Annotated in this window: 21 protein-coding genes; 17 read left to right on the forward strand and 4 right to left on the reverse strand. The window is 61.7% G+C overall.

What is annotated here, in order from left to right:
- Positions 1-45: 45 nt before the first annotated feature.
- From FSV73_RS19165 to FSV73_RS19170, 3 genes are all read left to right on the forward strand, one after another.
- The gene (locus tag FSV73_RS19165; RefSeq protein WP_437179299.1) at positions 46-1,311 is read left to right on the forward strand and encodes a UvrD-helicase domain-containing protein; all 1,266 of its coding nucleotides are present in this window, start codon (positions 46-48) and stop codon (positions 1,309-1,311) included.
- Positions 1,312-1,317: 6 nt separating this feature from the next.
- Complete coding sequence (locus FSV73_RS26215; RefSeq protein ID WP_437179300.1) at positions 1,318-1,506, forward strand: hypothetical protein; 189 nt, start codon at positions 1,318-1,320, stop codon at positions 1,504-1,506.
- A gap of 171 nt (positions 1,507-1,677) precedes the next feature.
- A complete protein-coding gene (locus tag FSV73_RS19170) occupies positions 1,678-1,941 on the forward strand; it encodes a hypothetical protein (RefSeq protein ID WP_145009912.1) in 264 nt (87 codons plus the stop codon).
- A 90-nt stretch (positions 1,942-2,031) separates the two neighbouring features.
- On the opposite strand, the gene FSV73_RS19175 is transcribed toward FSV73_RS19170, so the two are convergent.
- The 4 genes from FSV73_RS19175 to FSV73_RS19190 all read right to left on the reverse strand — a co-directional run bounded on the left by FSV73_RS19175 (position 2,032) and on the right by FSV73_RS19190 (position 3,938).
- Positions 2,032-2,262, reverse strand: coding sequence for a hypothetical protein (locus tag FSV73_RS19175; protein WP_145009915.1), 231 nt, complete (start codon positions 2,260-2,262; stop codon positions 2,032-2,034).
- A 173-nt stretch (positions 2,263-2,435) separates the two neighbouring features.
- The gene (locus FSV73_RS19180; protein ID WP_145009918.1) at positions 2,436-2,687 is read right to left on the reverse strand and encodes a hypothetical protein; all 252 of its coding nucleotides are present in this window, start codon (positions 2,685-2,687) and stop codon (positions 2,436-2,438) included.
- 458 nt (positions 2,688-3,145) lie between these two features.
- Positions 3,146-3,508: a response regulator gene (locus FSV73_RS19185; protein WP_145009921.1), complete on the reverse strand. Its 363-nt coding sequence runs from the start codon at positions 3,506-3,508 to the stop codon at positions 3,146-3,148.
- A 130-nt stretch (positions 3,509-3,638) separates the two neighbouring features.
- On the reverse strand, positions 3,639-3,938 hold the full coding sequence (locus FSV73_RS19190) for a hypothetical protein (RefSeq protein WP_145009924.1): 300 nt from the start codon (positions 3,936-3,938) through the stop codon (positions 3,639-3,641).
- Positions 3,939-4,056: 118 nt separating this feature from the next.
- On the opposite strand from FSV73_RS19190, the gene FSV73_RS19195 reads away from it, so the two are divergent.
- The 14 genes from FSV73_RS19195 to FSV73_RS19260 all read left to right on the forward strand — a co-directional run bounded on the left by FSV73_RS19195 (position 4,057) and on the right by FSV73_RS19260 (position 13,933).
- Positions 4,057-4,416 carry a hypothetical protein gene (locus FSV73_RS19195; RefSeq protein WP_437179301.1) on the forward strand — a complete coding sequence of 120 codons (360 nt, stop codon included), beginning with the start codon at positions 4,057-4,059 and terminating at the stop codon, positions 4,414-4,416.
- Positions 4,417-4,523: 107 nt separating this feature from the next.
- Positions 4,524-4,877: an RAQPRD family integrative conjugative element protein gene (locus FSV73_RS19200; RefSeq protein ID WP_145009927.1), complete on the forward strand. Its 354-nt coding sequence runs from the start codon at positions 4,524-4,526 to the stop codon at positions 4,875-4,877.
- Positions 4,874-5,113 carry a TIGR03758 family integrating conjugative element protein gene (locus FSV73_RS19205; RefSeq protein WP_145009930.1) on the forward strand — a complete coding sequence of 80 codons (240 nt, stop codon included), beginning with the start codon at positions 4,874-4,876 and terminating at the stop codon, positions 5,111-5,113. The genes FSV73_RS19200 and FSV73_RS19205 overlap by 4 nt, the downstream gene beginning before the upstream one ends.
- A gap of 19 nt (positions 5,114-5,132) precedes the next feature.
- Positions 5,133-5,501 (forward strand): TIGR03745 family integrating conjugative element membrane protein, encoded by a 369-nt coding sequence (locus tag FSV73_RS19210; protein WP_145009933.1) that lies wholly within the window; start codon positions 5,133-5,135, stop codon positions 5,499-5,501.
- Positions 5,502-5,516: 15 nt separating this feature from the next.
- A complete protein-coding gene (locus FSV73_RS19215) occupies positions 5,517-5,897 on the forward strand; it encodes a TIGR03750 family conjugal transfer protein (RefSeq protein ID WP_145009937.1) in 381 nt (126 codons plus the stop codon).
- A complete protein-coding gene (locus FSV73_RS19220) occupies positions 5,894-6,550 on the forward strand; it encodes a PFL_4703 family integrating conjugative element protein (RefSeq protein WP_145009940.1) in 657 nt (218 codons plus the stop codon). Before FSV73_RS19215 ends, FSV73_RS19220 begins: the two co-directional genes overlap by 4 nt.
- Positions 6,547-7,458 carry a TIGR03749 family integrating conjugative element protein gene (locus tag FSV73_RS19225; protein ID WP_145009943.1) on the forward strand — a complete coding sequence of 304 codons (912 nt, stop codon included), beginning with the start codon at positions 6,547-6,549 and terminating at the stop codon, positions 7,456-7,458. Before FSV73_RS19220 ends, FSV73_RS19225 begins: the two co-directional genes overlap by 4 nt.
- A complete protein-coding gene (locus tag FSV73_RS19230; protein WP_145009946.1) occupies positions 7,442-8,962 on the forward strand; it encodes a TIGR03752 family integrating conjugative element protein in 1,521 nt (506 codons plus the stop codon). Before FSV73_RS19225 ends, FSV73_RS19230 begins: the two co-directional genes overlap by 17 nt.
- 16 nt (positions 8,963-8,978) lie before the next feature.
- Positions 8,979-9,386, forward strand: coding sequence for a TIGR03751 family conjugal transfer lipoprotein (locus tag FSV73_RS19235; RefSeq protein ID WP_260856120.1), 408 nt, complete (start codon positions 8,979-8,981; stop codon positions 9,384-9,386).
- A complete protein-coding gene (locus FSV73_RS19240; RefSeq protein WP_145009952.1) occupies positions 9,386-12,394 on the forward strand; it encodes a conjugative transfer ATPase in 3,009 nt (1,002 codons plus the stop codon). The genes FSV73_RS19235 and FSV73_RS19240 overlap by 1 nt, the downstream gene beginning before the upstream one ends.
- Complete coding sequence (locus tag FSV73_RS19245) at positions 12,391-12,699, forward strand: hypothetical protein (RefSeq protein ID WP_145009955.1); 309 nt, start codon at positions 12,391-12,393, stop codon at positions 12,697-12,699. The genes FSV73_RS19240 and FSV73_RS19245 overlap by 4 nt, the downstream gene beginning before the upstream one ends.
- Positions 12,696-13,391, forward strand: coding sequence for a DsbA family protein (locus FSV73_RS19250; protein WP_145009958.1), 696 nt, complete (start codon positions 12,696-12,698; stop codon positions 13,389-13,391). Before FSV73_RS19245 ends, FSV73_RS19250 begins: the two co-directional genes overlap by 4 nt.
- Positions 13,372-13,551 (forward strand): hypothetical protein, encoded by a 180-nt coding sequence (locus FSV73_RS19255; protein ID WP_145009961.1) that lies wholly within the window; start codon positions 13,372-13,374, stop codon positions 13,549-13,551. The genes FSV73_RS19250 and FSV73_RS19255 overlap by 20 nt, the downstream gene beginning before the upstream one ends.
- Complete coding sequence (locus tag FSV73_RS19260; RefSeq protein ID WP_145009964.1) at positions 13,535-13,933, forward strand: hypothetical protein; 399 nt, start codon at positions 13,535-13,537, stop codon at positions 13,931-13,933. The genes FSV73_RS19255 and FSV73_RS19260 overlap by 17 nt, the downstream gene beginning before the upstream one ends.
- The last annotated feature ends 170 nt before the right edge of the window (positions 13,934-14,103 follow it).

Raw genomic sequence — 14,103 nt, forward strand, 5'->3', positions numbered from 1 at the left:
AGGGGTGGTATTGAATCCCTGTCCCAGCCGATTTGGAGTTACCCCATGCAGTGGACCCCTGAGCAAGCTCCCGCCATCGCGTCGAATGCACGCAAGCTGCTGATCCAGGCCTTTGCCGGCACCGGCAAGACCACCACACTGGTGGGCTACGCAAGTGCCCATGCTGACGTGAAGATGCTCTATCTCTGCTACAACAAGTCGGTCGAGATGGCGGCCAAGAGTCGCTTCCCGCGCAATGTCACCTGCAAGACCGCCCACGGCTTGGCCTATGCGGTCTACGGCACCCAGTACCAGCACAAGCAGGCGGGCAACCTGCGTATCACCGAGGTCGCCCGGGTGCTGGATACCCAGGATTGGGAGCTCGCCCGGGATGTGGTCAACACCCTCAACACCTTCATGGCCAGCGCCGACATGGCCCTGGACGGTCGTCACTTCACCCGCTACGACGGTCGCGGCCTGACGCAACTACAGGAGCGGCGCATCACCCAGGTGGTGGGCATGGCCATCAGCGTTTGGAAGCGCATGATCGATCTGCAGGACGCCGGCGTGCAGATCACCCACGACGGCTACCTCAAGCTCTACCAGATGAGCCGCCCGGACCTGTCCAACCGCTTCGGCGCCATCCTGCTCGATGAGGGCCAGGACGTGAATCCGGTGATCGCCGACCTGGTGCAGCGGCAGCGCACCACCCAGGTGATGGTGGGCGATCGCCACCAGCAGCTCTACCGCTTTCGTGGCGCCCAGGATGCCCTCAGCGCAACCTGGATGGCCGACGCCGAGAAGCACTACCTGACCCAGTCTTTCCGCTTCGGCCCGGCCGTCGCCCACGTGGCCAACGTCATCCTGTCGTTTAAGGGCGAGACGGTGAAGCTGCAGGGACTCGGCCAGCGCACCCTGGTGAAGCGCTCACTGCCGGAGGACCTCGCCCACCGAACCTGGCTGCATCGCACGGTCAGCGGCGTGATCGAGAACGCCCTGCGCCTGGAGAAGCAAGGTGGCCACCGCATGTTCTGGATTGGCGGGATCGACAGCTACTCGCTGCGCGAGCTCGAGGACTTGTTTCAGTTCAGCCGAGGTCGCAACGACCTGGTGCAGCAGAAGAAGCTCTTGCGCGACTATCGTGACTTCGAGCAGTACGAGGAGATCGCCAAGGCCACCCAGGATCCAGAGATGCAGCGCTCGGTGCGGATCATTGAGGCCTACTTCGACCTACCCAAGCGCATCGAGCAGCTGCGGCGCTGCGCGGTGGCCAGCGAGCTGGACGCTACCGTCACCCTAACCACGGCGCACAAGGCCAAGGGCCTGGAATGAGACTTCGTGGGGCTCTACGACGACTTCACCGCGGATCCACTTGCACCCGAGATCGACCGGGCAAAGCGCGACGACGAGCTGAACTTGCTGTACGTCTCGGTGACCCGAGCCATGCAGATCCTGGCAGTGAACTCGCTGGTGATCGACATCATGCAGCGGTACAAGGATCTGCATGAAAGCCTAGCGGCGTCCTGATGGGCACGCTCTGGTTTTACTGAACGGGCTAGAAACGGACGCTCCTACAGATGCTGAACGCTACGGTCCGACGGAAGGATGAATGATTGGCGTAGTCCATGACAGCATAGGACTCCGCTAGATACTTCACCACTGACGCGCCAGTACTACCGGCGACAAGGAAATTGACCTATGAGCACCATCACCCAGCTAGAGCAAACGCTGATCGACATCGCTACCAACTGTCTGGCCGATGTGCTGGGATACAGTGCTAAACGTCATCAGGGTAGTGTCACCGCGGAGGATGCCGAGGCTTTCGAAGAAAACCACATTGCACTGATGACGCTGGTGCAACTTGCTCATCTGACCAAAAGTGGTTTGACGGAAGACGCGCGCGCGGCGCTGCTCGATATCGAGGAAAACGAGACGGCGCTGCTGCGTGCCCTGGTCAACTGACCCTTCGACTACTCCAGCTAACTCGACGGTGCCTGACGCATGGGTCTCTCACCCAATCAGCCCCTGACTAGTCATGGCAGGATAAATACGTCATGAATGACCGACTCGCAGCTTGAGCGATTCGGCTATGTCACCCATAGCCATGATGTCGAGCGCCTGGGCAACCGTCGTTTCGCACGAAGCCAAAGCGCCTTCTGGGGTCGCGATCCTGATCAATAGCGTCTCATCAAGCCCAGAGGCATAGGCCACATCAATGTGGTAGTCAGCCGGAAAGTAGTCCGCAATGTAACGTGAGAAACGAGAGTGATGTTCAGGCAGCACGACCGAGTCCTTAGCCATGTAAATGCTAGCTCGGGTGCATTGTGCCAGATGAGTAATCGCTTCGATCAAGCGTAAGCCGTTTGGTCCCAACGGCCACCGTTCTCTTAACCGACGCGATGTTGTAGTGCTAAGGATCGTACCGGAAGGAGCATGCGTTTGAGGCGCACCGCATGCTAGTCGTCAGGGAAGACCTCATTTTCAGTAATCGGCTGATGGCTGCCGACGGCCCGAAGCTCATTGATCGCATCGCGGATCACGTCGTACAGCAAGGGCGTGTTAGCGACGAGAGCCCTGTTCAGGGTTCGCGTGACTTTGGCAGGCCTCGCCGGATCTATGAGCGTGATAACGAGGTTGTGGCCTTGGGACTCCAGCTCGTGCTTGAGCGGTGGATCTAGAACAGCTAGCTGAGTGCCCAGGGCGTCCATGGACGTGCCTCAATGAAAGATGGCAGTTCGAGCGTCGCATGGTCAGAGGGGTTCCCAACTCATCGCACTAACATCGATATGAATCGGAAGCGCAACGGCATCTTTCTCAGGTGCTCTCACCATGAGAGACTGTATGGATATACCGTACAACCCCCTATGTGAAGGAGCTAAACGCGGTGGCTCATTCCAAAGAGTACCAAGCGCGATTGCTGGCTAGGGTGGCGCAAGAGGCAGAGCGGCAGTACCTCGTGTCCGAAGACTATGTCGATGCGTGGCCATGGAACAGTTTGGATGATCTCAACTAGCAGGCATGGTCTTGGAAGGCCTGCAGCGTGCTGGGCATCTCTCCGGAGCAATGGCGCTCAGCCGTCAATATCTGCCGAGTTCCAGGCCAATCCGTGAAGCTTCTGTTAGGGGAGATGCGCCTCCTCTACCCCTAGAGATTTCGTTTGGGGGCCCTAAACAGCATTCGCCCGAACGTTACGGCAAACCTCGCTGAGAGCATCGAACGACCAGGGTTTGGCCAAATAGAGCGTCTGGGTCTGGAGCAGGTCAGATTCCTGAACATGACCAGACGATATGATGACGGGTACTGATGGCCAGACCGCAGAGAAGGCTTTAGCGAGCGCCAAGCCATCCATCTGCCCTGGCATCTTGACGTCAGTGAATAGCAGGTCCGGAGGAGACTGCTGTGCCTGCAGATGCTGCCAAGCGTCATCTGCGGTAGCAAAGGCAGCCACGGAGAATCCTTCCTCAGCAAACAGCTCGGTCAGCATTTCGACGAGCAAGTGCTCATCCTCTGCTATCACTACCCGATTCATAGGCTTACAGTTCTCATACAACGCGATCGCGTCGTCTAATCATAAGCTATTGGGACTTGAAAACTGAGTGCCAAGCGGCAATTACCTTGCTCTCCTGAAGCGCCTGTCGGTTTCACCCGCGCTAGCCTCATCAATCCCTGTGCTGGCTTTTTCTCATGCTAACTGCTACCGCACGAGCGATACGCCGTTGTGGCTTCTGCTTGTGCTTCAGGTACTCAGATCGGCATTGGTCGAATAGCTCTGCGGCAGCCTTGAGTAACTGCTTGCCTTGCGGTGCCGTAATCCGATTGAAATCAAGCATGGCCAGAATGTAGCCCTCGAGCTGACCATAGAGTTTGGCTAGATGCCCCAAGCCCATGATGGCCATGGCATGAGTCAGGTCTTGCCACCGTTGTTTGGCTTCTTCGGGGAGAAACGCAATCTCGGTCATACGACCTCCCGTGATTTTCCTGATGACAGCTTAGTCGCAAGATTTGTTCAGGCCGGTTTGTAACCATTTCGGGCCTAGATATGGTTTCGCCTAGTGAGCTTCAGGTTGCGAGGTGAGGATGGCCGATCCCATCGAACTGGAGCTGTCCATGTCCTCTGCCCGCTTCGAATACCACACCGAGTTCGCCCCCCTCACCTACCGCGTCCAGGAGCGCGGCTGGCTGCTGTTCAAGCACGAAGAGCAGACCGGTACACCTGACATCGCGGCTTTCCTGGCCGACCCGGAGCGGCAGGCACGACTGCAGGCCCTCGGCGCCGACGGCTGGGAGCTGGTCAGCGTACAGCCGGTGCTGGAAGGCCGCGCCCAGGTTGGTCAGCAGACTGCCCAGGGCAACCAGGGCTGGGGCGTTGGCTACGCGGTGGCCACCGGCTTTCTGCTGTTTTTCAAGCGGCTTATCACCCCGACGCAAAGTCAGTAACCAAGCGGGTTTGCAACCTATTTGGGTGCAGTAATGGTTTCCCGCTGACCTCGCCTATGGCCCTCGGCATCCTGTGCGGCATCCACCCGCTAGCCCAGGGCCCCGCTGTGAAACTGTCCTTCTACCCTCGCACGCCAACCCGCCGCTTCGCCGTTGCCGGCAGTCTGACCATCGCGCTCGGGATCCTGACGAGCCAGGTCCAGGCCGCCGGCACCGCCTCCGAGCAGGCCAACGTCGACGTGATGATCAGGCAGCTCAACGCTGTCGAGACCGTCGCCAGGCGCAGCGCAGAGTTGCCCAGCGACGGTAGCACCCGCTACCGCCTGGACTACAACCGCCTGGCCGCTGACATCGCACGGATCCGGCAGGGCCTGCAGGACTACCTGGCACCGAGCCGCGCCCAGCCGCGCGATGCGGCCGAGCTCTCCGGTCAGTACCAGCGCGAAGGCGCCCAGCCATGAGCATGACCGCGGCGCAGACCTCTGCCTTTCAAGCGGCGAGCGGTATTCCGCCCTCCGCCAGCAACCTGTTCTGGCTCTCCGCGGCCATGGCGGTTACCACCCTCTGGTTCGCCTGGCTCGCCATCAGCCTCTACAAGGGCTGGGCGAATCAGAACCTCAAACCCGCCGCGGCCAAGGGCGCCCTGATCAAGGGGCTGATCCTCTACTTCGTCCTGTCCTGGCTGATCTTGCATTAACCCCCTCGAGGAGAAATCCATGCTGTCCCTCAAACGTCTGTTCACCCTCGGCGCTCGCGCCAAATGCTTCACTTCTGCGGTAGCCAGCCTGGCCTTGCTGCCGACCGTCAGCCAAGCCGCGTTACCCAGCGCTCAAGCGCCCTCGCGCGGCGAAGGCTCCACCTGGCTTGAAACGCTCAAGAACTGCGGCTACGACGGCTTCATGGTTATTGGCCTACTGCTCTGTGCGCTAGGGCTGATTGTCGTCGCCACCCACGCTATCGGCGTTTACCACGAAATCCACACGCAAAAGAAAACCTGGAAAGACCTGGGCGCGACTGCAGTCGTCGGCGTAGTCCTCATTGGCCTGGTGATCTTCATTGTCACCAAAGCCACCACCATCATGTAGTTCGAGACGGCGCAGATGGATATTACGCAGGACCTGCATGAGGACGGCACGCTTCGCTTCTTGCCGAATCGCCTCAATACCCAACCCGTCGTCGTGGGCGGCCTGACCACCGACGAGATGTTCGCCACCATCATCGTCTGCGCCTCGTTCGGCTTTGTGGTTGGCATCCCCTTGGCGTTTTTCACGACTCCGGCGATGCCGATCTTTGCCGCGCTAGCCTGTGGCTCCCTGGGCCTTGGGCTTGCCGGCCGCCTACTCCGTCGCTGGAAGCGCGGCCGACCGGAAACCTGGCTGTGGCGGCAGGTGGAATGCCGCTTGGCACATTGGGGAATTGCCGGCCGCCGCCTGGTGATCCGTAGCGGCAGCTGGACCTGCAAGCGGATGGTGGGGCTATGAGCCGCGCCTGGAAGCTGTCCGATTCCCAGCGTGCTCATATCACCACCCTGCGCCTGGCTCTGGGTCTCATGACCGGTATCGCCATGTGGAACGGCTACGGCTGGTCCACGGCGCCGAAGGACCTGACCGTCCATGTGCCCCCGGACCTGCGCTCGGGTAGCACACGTCCCTGGTGGGAGATACCGCCTGAGTCGGTCTATGCCTACGCCTTCTACATCTTCCAGCAGATGAACAGCTGGCCGTCCGATGGCGAGAAGAACTACAGCGACAACATCGCGCGGCTGGCCAACTTCGTCACCCCGTCCTGCAAGGTCTACCTGGAAGGCGATGAGGCGCTCAAGCGCAATGCCGGCGAACTGCGTAGGCGCGTCCGCAACGTGGCGGAGATTCCCGGCTCGGGCTACGGCGATGATCCCACCCGGCGCGTCCAGGTGCTGGGCAACAGCGAGTGGACCGTCATGCTCGATGTCGTCGCGAACGAGTACCTGGGCGGCGAGAAGGTCAAGACGGCCCTCACGCGCTACCCGCTGCACGTCGTCAAAGCCGACGTCGATCCCGAGAAAAATCCCTGGGGCATGAAGTGGGACTGCTACAGCGGTCAACCCCAGCGGATCGAGGCCGGGATCGAAGTCAAAGCCCGAGGTACGCCATGAGGTCCAGTCATTCCCTCGTCCTGGTACTGGGCGGCCTGCTGCTGAGCAGCCTGGCCCAGGCCATCGAGATCCGCAAATGGGAGCGCGTCCCCATGGCCATCCCACTGGTGGTGGGTCAGGAGCGGATCCTGTTCGTCGACGCCAACGTCCGCGTTGGCGTGCCTCCCGCCATCGCCGACAAGATCCGGGTGCAAAGCACCGGCGGCGCCATCTACCTGCTGGCCAAGGATGCTATCGAACCCAGCCGCCTGCAGCTGCAGAACGCGGCCACCGGCGAAATCATGCTGGCCGATATCGCGGCCACCCCCGCCCAGGAAGGTCACGCGCCGCTGGAAGCCATTAAGATCGTGCCGGGGGATACCACGCCCACACGCTATGGACAGACCAGCGCCGCCACCCCTGCTGCCAAATCACCGGCAAAAACCAACAGCCAGGCGGGTGAGGACGAAGACGAACCGGCCCCGCCGAAGCGCGAGACGCCGATCCCCGTCGTGCTCACCCGCTACGCCGCGCAGATGCTCTATGCACCGCTGCGTACGGTGGAGCCGGTCGACGGCGTCGCCCAGGTCAAAGTCGACAAGCGCCTGGACCTGTCGACGCTGCTGCCGGCACTGCCCGTTGAAGCCAGCCAGTTGGGCGCCTGGCGGTTGGACGACCATTGGGTGACTGCCGTGAAGCTGCGTAACCAGACCGGCCAGCGCCTGGCCCTGGATCCCCGCGAGCTGATGGGCGACTTCGCCACCGCCACCTTTCAGCACCCCTACCTCGGTGCCCGCGGCGATGCCAGCGACACCACAGTGCTCTACCTGGTCACCAAGGACCACGGACTCGGCCAGTCGCTGCTGCCCAGCCTGAGCGCCGCTGATCCTCGGGTAAGCCCGGAGGTACGCCATGCAGCTCAGAAGTAATCCGCTCCTCAAGTACGCTCTGCTACCCCTACTCGTCCTAGTGGTCTTCGTCGGGGTGAAAATGCTCGGCCGCGGCAAGTCGGCGGAGCCTGAGCAGCCGCAATCCGCCCAGCTCACCCCCGAACAGGCCAAGGCGCTCGGCATTGAAGGCGATACGGCCAACGACACCCTGCGCACCATCGTCGCCGAGAGTCGCCAGCTGAAGGAGCAGATGAGCAAGGTCCTGAAAGACAACGAAGAGGCCAAGCGGGAGAACGAGGGCCTCAAGGCTCAGCTGAGCAACATCAACAGCACGGTCGACAACCGCGTCCAGGCGGGCATCAACCAGGGCATGGAGAATCAGCAGAAGCAGACCCAAGGGCTCGTTGATAATTTGCAGAAGCAGCTCAACACCCTGTCGCAGATGGGCAGTCAGTTGGGGGGCGCTGCAGGCTCCGGCGGCGATATGCCAATCGGGCTCGGCATCAACCCGGGCGAAGGTAATCAGTTCAAGAAAGGCAGTGGCAGCTCGGACCTGGTCTGGATCGAGCCGCAGGACGGCACGGCCGTCGATGCCAATGGCAAGCCCCTCGCTGCCGGCAGTGGTCAGGCGGCCAGTGGCTTTGCTTTCCCAACCTCCTTCGGCACCGCTGGCCAGAAGACCCTGGACGCGGCGTCCGGCGGTGCGCAGCGCGTGGCGGATGGGGTGGGCGGCGATGAACAGACGCGCAAGAAGGTCCGTAAGGTCTACACCCTGCCCCAGAACTCGACCCTGATGGGCTCGGTATCTATGACCGCCCTAGTGGGCCGCGTACCGGTCGACGGCACGGTCAACGACCCCTACCCCTTCAAGGTGCTGATCGGTCCCGACAACCTGACTGCCAACGGCATCGACCTGCCCGACGTCGCCGGCGCCGTGGTGAGTGGTACCGCCTCGGGCGATTGGACCCTGTCGTGCGTGCGCGGGCAGATCCGCAGCATGACCTTTGTCTTCACCGACGGCACCGTACGTACCCTACCCGCCCCCCAGGAGAATGGTGGTCAGCAGAACAACGGCCAGAACAACCAGAACAGCTCCACCAATGGCCAACCGGCTGCGGTCCAGGGCGGTATGGGCTGGATCAGCGATCCCTATGGCATCCCGTGCATTGCCGGCGATCGCCGAAGCAATGCTGCCCAGTACATCGGCTCCCAGGCGCTGATCACGGCCGCCGGTGCCGGCGCGGCCTCACTCATCAAGAGCGATGGCAGCAGCTCCAGCTACGTGCAGACCTCCAGCGGCACCATCGGCACGACCGGAATCTCGGGGAACGAGGCGATGGGCAAGATCCTGAACCAGGGCGTCAGCGACATCTCCACCTGGGTGAACAAGCTCTACGGCCAGGCCTTTGCCGCCATCTACGTCCAGCCCGGGGCGAAGGTGGCCATCCACCTCGACCAGGAACTGGCCATCGACTACGAACTCAAGGGCCGCAAGGTCGACTATCGCAAGGGAGCTCGCCATGCCTCGGCTGATCTCGACTAATCACGCACGACTACAGATGGCGGCTGTGCTGGCCATAACGCTGCTGGCCGCGGGCTGCTCGGTCAACAAGGAGAAGATGCTGCCGCATGGCGACCAGACCATGATGGACGTCTGGAACGCCGGCACCACTGGCTCGGCCGGCAGCAGCCAAGGCCGTCAGCTCGTCGACGCGCGTGCTGAATTGCGCCGCCCGATCAACACGATCGAGGCCCGGCCGCTGGCGGATAACGCCGGCTATTCGCGCACCGCGCAGAACGAGATCTACAGCCAGTTCAAGCGCCTGCCCAACCCGGACCTGGTCATGTACGTGTTCCCACACCTGGCGGGCTCCGACCCGGCACCCATCCCCGGCTACACCACCGTTTTCCCGCTCTACCAGCGTGTGCAATACGCCATGCCCGGTGAGCGGGTGGAGAATTACTGATGGGTATTTTCGAACGCCTGCGTGGCAAGAAGACAGCCAATACTTCGGCTGCTGAGTCAGACGTGGTGCAAAGCCCTCAAGAGCTTGATGAACCGGCAGATAACGCTGAGCCAGTCATCCATCCCGAATCCATCCGAGCTACTCGTGCCCTCGAGGTCGACGAGGAAGCCGCCTATCAACGCCATCTGGATCGTCTAAAGGCTCATGGCATCCCGGAGCCCGGTGCCTGGATGACCGGCAAGGAAAAGCCCGCGACGGTAGCCGATGTCGCCAGGCTCTACGATGTCAATCCCAGCTTCACCAACCTGCTGCCCTGGGTCGAATATCTGCCCGAGCACCAGGCCATGCTGCTCGAGGACGGCAAGTCCCTGGCTGCGTTCTTCGACATCGTGCCGATCGGCACCGAAGGCCGCTCACCGGCCTGGCTACGCCAGGCGCGGGATGCCCTGGAGAACGCCCTGCAGGACAGCTTCGATGAGCTCGAGGTCAGTCCCTGGGTTATTCAGATGTACGCCTACGACGAGATCCAGTTCGACAGCTATCTCGAAGGCTTCCGTAATTACGTCAAACCACGCGCCCAAGGTTCGGCCTTTACCGAGCTCTACCAGGGGCTGATGAAGCACCACCTCTCCGCCATCTCCAAGCCTGGAGGCCTGTTCGAGGACAAAGTGGTTTCCAAGCTGCCCTGGCGTGGCCAGCAGCGTCGCGTACGCCTGGTGGTTTCACGACGCAGCGTCGGCGACGGCTTGATGCGTGGCCAGGATCCCGCGCTCTATCTGCGCAATACCTGTGAACGCCTGGTCGGCTCGCTGGCCAACGCCGGCGTCCGAGCCATCCGCATGGAAGAGCGTGCGATCCGGCACTGGCTCCTGCAGTGGTTCAATCCCTGCCCCGATCACCTAGGCACCACGCGCAAGGACCATGACCGCTTTTTCGAGCTGGTGAATACACCGACCGAAGTCGAGGATGGCACCATCCCGGTGCTGGCCAGTGGCACGGACTTCTCACAGTGCCTGCTGTACCGCGAGCCTCGCTCGGACGCAGCCAAGGGCATCTGGTTTTTCGATGGCCAACCCACCCGGGTGATTATGCTCGATCGGCTGCGCGAGGCGCCCAAGACCGGACATTTGACGGGCGAGACGCGCCAGGGCAGTGATGCGCTCAATGCCCTGATGGACAAGCTACCTGAGGACACGGTGCTGGCCATCACCCTGGTGGTTACACCTCAAGACACGCTGGAAGCCCACCTCAACGACCTGCACAAGAAAGCCGTGGGTGACAATCAGGCCTCGGCGCTGACCCGGGAAGCCATTCAGGATGCGCGATACCTCATTGGCCGCAAGCACAAGCTGTACAAGGGCAGCGTCGCATTCTACGTCCGCGGCAAACATGAAGCGGAGTTGACGCAGCGCTGCATGAACCTGACGAACATCCTGCTGGGGGCTGGCATGGAGCCCGTGCAGCCGGACGATGAGGTCGCCGGCCTTTCCAGCTACCTGAGATGGCTCCCGGCCAACTTCGATCCGAATCAGCCCCGTGCCCTGCAGTGGTATGCCCAGATGCTGCTCGTCCAGCACGTTGCCAACCTGGCCCCGGTCTGGGGTCGCCACACCGGCACTGGGCATCCTGGAACAACCGTCTTCAACCGCGGCGGCGCGCCGCTGACCTTCGACCCCTTCAACAAGGAAGATCGTCAGATGAACGCCCACGGGTTCGTCTTCGGCCCCACCGGGGCTGGCAAGTCGGCGACTCTTAATAACCTGATGATTCAGTGGCTGGCCGGCTACCGGCCGCGCATGTTCGTCGCCGAGGCCGGTAACAGCTTTGGGCTGTTGGCGGACTTCGCACAACGTCTGGGTCTCACCGTGCATCGCGTGCGCCTTTCTCCTGGATCCGGCGTCAGCCTGGCGCCCTTTGCTGACGCTATCCGTCTTGCGGACGACCCGGCTCGTGTTGCCGTCCTCGATGCCGAAGACCTGGAGGCGTCGGATCGCAACAGTACCCCTCAGGCCAACCTCGAGGACGATCAGCGCGACGTGCTCGGTGAGATGGAGATTGTGGCTCGCCTGATGATCACCGGCGGTGAGGAGAAGGAGGACGCTCGTCTGACCCGCGCTGATCGCGCGGCTATCCGTCACGCCATCATCAATGCGGCTACGACCTGTTCCAAGGCCGAGAAGACCGTGCTGACCCAGGACGTCCGCGATGCTCTGAGTGGGGCCGCACGGGACGAAGGCCTTCCTGCGGCGCGGCGGGAGCGCCTGCAAGAGATGGCTGAATCCATGGATATGTTCTGCATGGGCGCTGACGGGGAGATGTTCAATCGCCCTGGTACGCCCTGGCCGGAAGCCGACCTGACCGTTGTGGACTTTGCCACCTACGCCCGCGAGGGCTACCAGGCGCAACTCGGCATTGCCTACATCTCGCTACTCAACTCGATCAACAACATCGCCGAGCGTGACCAATTCAAAGGTCGCCCGCTGATCAAGCTGACCGATGAAGGCCACATCATCACCAAGCACCCGCTGCTACTGCCCTATGCGATGAAGATCACCAAGATGTGGCGAAAGCTCGGCGCCTGGTTCTGGCTGGCTACCCAGAACATCGACGATATCCCGCTCTCCGGCGCGCCGATGCTCAACATGATCGAGTGGTGGATCTGCCTCAACATGCCGCCGGATGAGGTCGAGAAGATTTCCAAATTCCGCTCCCTCACCCCTGCGCAGAAGGAGCTGATGCTGTCAGCACGCAAGCAGAGCGGCGCCTATACCGAAGGCGTGGTGCTGTCCAAATCCATGGAGATCCTCTTTCGCGCGGTTCCGCCGAGCCTCTTCCTGGCCCTGGCAATGACGGAGCCGGAAGAGAAGGCTGAACGTGCGCAGCTGATGGAGGAACTCGGCACCGACGAGCTGGGCGCGGCCGTCGCCGTGGCGGCGCGACTGGATCGGCTGCGCGGCATCGAGCCCTACCCCTTCGATCTGCCACCCGCTTCGGGAGCACGCGGATGAGGGCGATGGACCGCTTTACCCAGGACCTCATCGACAGCCTGACACAGCTACTCAGCCAACCCGGGCAGGATACCCTGACCGCGCTGCAGATCTGCGCTCCGGTACTAATCACCAATCTGCAGGTGGTTAAAGCGCGCGCAGTGGATCGCCGGGAGATCGAGGCCCAGCTTGATACGGCGCTCAAAGACTGGCTGGCCAAGCACCCGCAGCCGGATGAAGCGCAGCAGGCCTTGCTCGAGGCCCTGCATCGAGATGTGCTGGGCAGGGACAGCGATGAGACTACGGCTAGGGAGGCTTCAGCATGAAGAAGCCCGACATCCTGGCTACCCCATGGGGCCTCTACGGAATCTTGGCCGCGGTGCTCGCCTGCGTCTTAGCCGTGCATGCCATCCAGGGGCGTAGCACGCCGGAATCTGTCCAAACTAGCTCCAAACCACCGACCTTCGTCTACGGAAATGCTTTCGCGCGCTTCACGCTGATCGAGTACGGCGACCTGGAGTGCCCTTACTGCAAGGACGCCTTCCCGCAGCTAAAGCAGCTGATTGCGCGGCACGACCAGCTGAATTGGCAATGGCAGCACCTACCGCTACCGATGCATGGGGAGGCAGCCCAGTACGAAGCACGGCTGGTGACCTGCGCCGGTTGGTATGGAGGCAATCCGGTGTTCTGGCAAGCCATCGAAGCCGTTTACCAGCATAGCCGTGGCAACGGCGCTGGCCTCGCGGTGCCGATCGATCAACTGGGCCTACAACCCGCCGTTTCGCTGCAGCACCTTCAGGCCTGCGTCGAAGACAACGCTGCGGTACGCCAAGCAATCGCGGAACAGACTAGCGCTGCGGCAAAGCAGCGCATCGAAGCTACGCCGACCTTTGAGCTGAAGGACAATAGCTCTGGCAGCTTCATCCGCCTGCCAGCGCTGCTGGACGCCGCCGGCATGCTGTCCGCCATGGACTGGCTGGCTACCCAGGAGGGGGCCGATGCGCAGCAGCGCCAATGACATCACGCTGTGGCTGGCCAGCCTCTCCGATAAAACCCTGCAGCGGCTCAACAGCCGCCTCACCCATCTGCTGCGGATGATCGATGTCGAGAGACAACATCGTGAAGCCCAGCGCCGACATTCCCTCTCAGCAGGCACCCCCGATGAGTCATCCCGCTAAGTCATCCCCCTCGTCGGCAGTAGGCGCCTCGACTCCGAAAGCCCGGATCGTCTTCGAATCCAGAGACGCACTTCCTCCGATCAAGCTGGCACAGGTCACTCATCTGTTCCATGAGCATTGGCTGTTCCGCGTGGGCGTCTATGAGCATCAGGAAGCCTACGACAGCGAGCGGGAGGCGATGCAGTCAGCGGAACGTCTGCTGTTCACGCTCTTCAGTGACATCGCCGATGATCAGCAGAAGGCAGCCCTTCGCCGCGGTGATACCGCCCTGGCCTTTCGTTTCGCTGAACGCCGTGGGTACTGGCACGGCCGACAGGACGAAAAGCACCTGCACCAGGCTGCCGTTGGTAGTGCGCTCGCTGTGTTGAGATACCTCAGCTGACCCAGATCACGACCTCAAGGTAGAAGCCGCTTCCAACTTTTTCTGCTCCAAACACGATTTTCCGTTGATCCACCTCGTTTGATTTAGAGCATTTCAAAGCCGACGCATTATTATGTGACTTTGCTAACGCACGCAGGACCTCTTCAATGATCAATGGCAGCTCATGAACA

It is taken from the genome of Pseudomonas oryzihabitans (assembly GCF_007665395.1).
Taxonomy (GTDB): Bacteria; Pseudomonadota; Gammaproteobacteria; order Pseudomonadales; family Pseudomonadaceae; genus Chryseomonas; species Chryseomonas psychrotolerans_C.

Excerpts from the sequence above, each read along its gene's own strand:
- FSV73_RS19165 (WP_437179299.1), top strand. The coding sequence starts at position 46 with ATGCAGTGGACCCCTGAGCAAGCTCCCGCCATCGCGTCGAATGCACGC.
- FSV73_RS19170 (WP_145009912.1), top strand. The coding sequence starts at position 1,678 with ATGAGCACCATCACCCAGCTAGAGCAAACGCTGATCGACATCGCTACC.
- FSV73_RS19180 (WP_145009918.1), bottom strand. The coding sequence starts at position 2,687 with ATGGACGCCCTGGGCACTCAGCTAGCTGTTCTAGATCCACCGCTCAAG.
- FSV73_RS19185 (WP_145009921.1), bottom strand. The coding sequence starts at position 3,508 with ATGAATCGGGTAGTGATAGCAGAGGATGAGCACTTGCTCGTCGAAATG.
- FSV73_RS19190 (WP_145009924.1), bottom strand. The coding sequence starts at position 3,938 with ATGACCGAGATTGCGTTTCTCCCCGAAGAAGCCAAACAACGGTGGCAA.
- FSV73_RS19195 (WP_437179301.1), top strand. The coding sequence starts at position 4,057 with ATGGCCGATCCCATCGAACTGGAGCTGTCCATGTCCTCTGCCCGCTTC.
- FSV73_RS19205 (WP_145009930.1), top strand. The coding sequence starts at position 4,874 with ATGAGCATGACCGCGGCGCAGACCTCTGCCTTTCAAGCGGCGAGCGGT.
- FSV73_RS19210 (WP_145009933.1), top strand. The coding sequence starts at position 5,133 with ATGCTGTCCCTCAAACGTCTGTTCACCCTCGGCGCTCGCGCCAAATGC.
- FSV73_RS19215 (WP_145009937.1), top strand. The coding sequence starts at position 5,517 with ATGGATATTACGCAGGACCTGCATGAGGACGGCACGCTTCGCTTCTTG.
- FSV73_RS19220 (WP_145009940.1), top strand. The coding sequence starts at position 5,894 with ATGAGCCGCGCCTGGAAGCTGTCCGATTCCCAGCGTGCTCATATCACC.
- FSV73_RS19225 (WP_145009943.1), top strand. The coding sequence starts at position 6,547 with ATGAGGTCCAGTCATTCCCTCGTCCTGGTACTGGGCGGCCTGCTGCTG.
- FSV73_RS19230 (WP_145009946.1), top strand. The coding sequence starts at position 7,442 with ATGCAGCTCAGAAGTAATCCGCTCCTCAAGTACGCTCTGCTACCCCTA.
- FSV73_RS19235 (WP_260856120.1), top strand. The coding sequence starts at position 8,979 with ATGGCGGCTGTGCTGGCCATAACGCTGCTGGCCGCGGGCTGCTCGGTC.
- FSV73_RS19240 (WP_145009952.1), top strand. The coding sequence starts at position 9,386 with ATGGGTATTTTCGAACGCCTGCGTGGCAAGAAGACAGCCAATACTTCG.
- FSV73_RS19245 (WP_145009955.1), top strand. The coding sequence starts at position 12,391 with ATGAGGGCGATGGACCGCTTTACCCAGGACCTCATCGACAGCCTGACA.
- FSV73_RS19250 (WP_145009958.1), top strand. The coding sequence starts at position 12,696 with ATGAAGAAGCCCGACATCCTGGCTACCCCATGGGGCCTCTACGGAATC.
- FSV73_RS19255 (WP_145009961.1), top strand. The coding sequence starts at position 13,372 with ATGCGCAGCAGCGCCAATGACATCACGCTGTGGCTGGCCAGCCTCTCC.
- FSV73_RS19260 (WP_145009964.1), top strand. The coding sequence starts at position 13,535 with ATGAGTCATCCCGCTAAGTCATCCCCCTCGTCGGCAGTAGGCGCCTCG.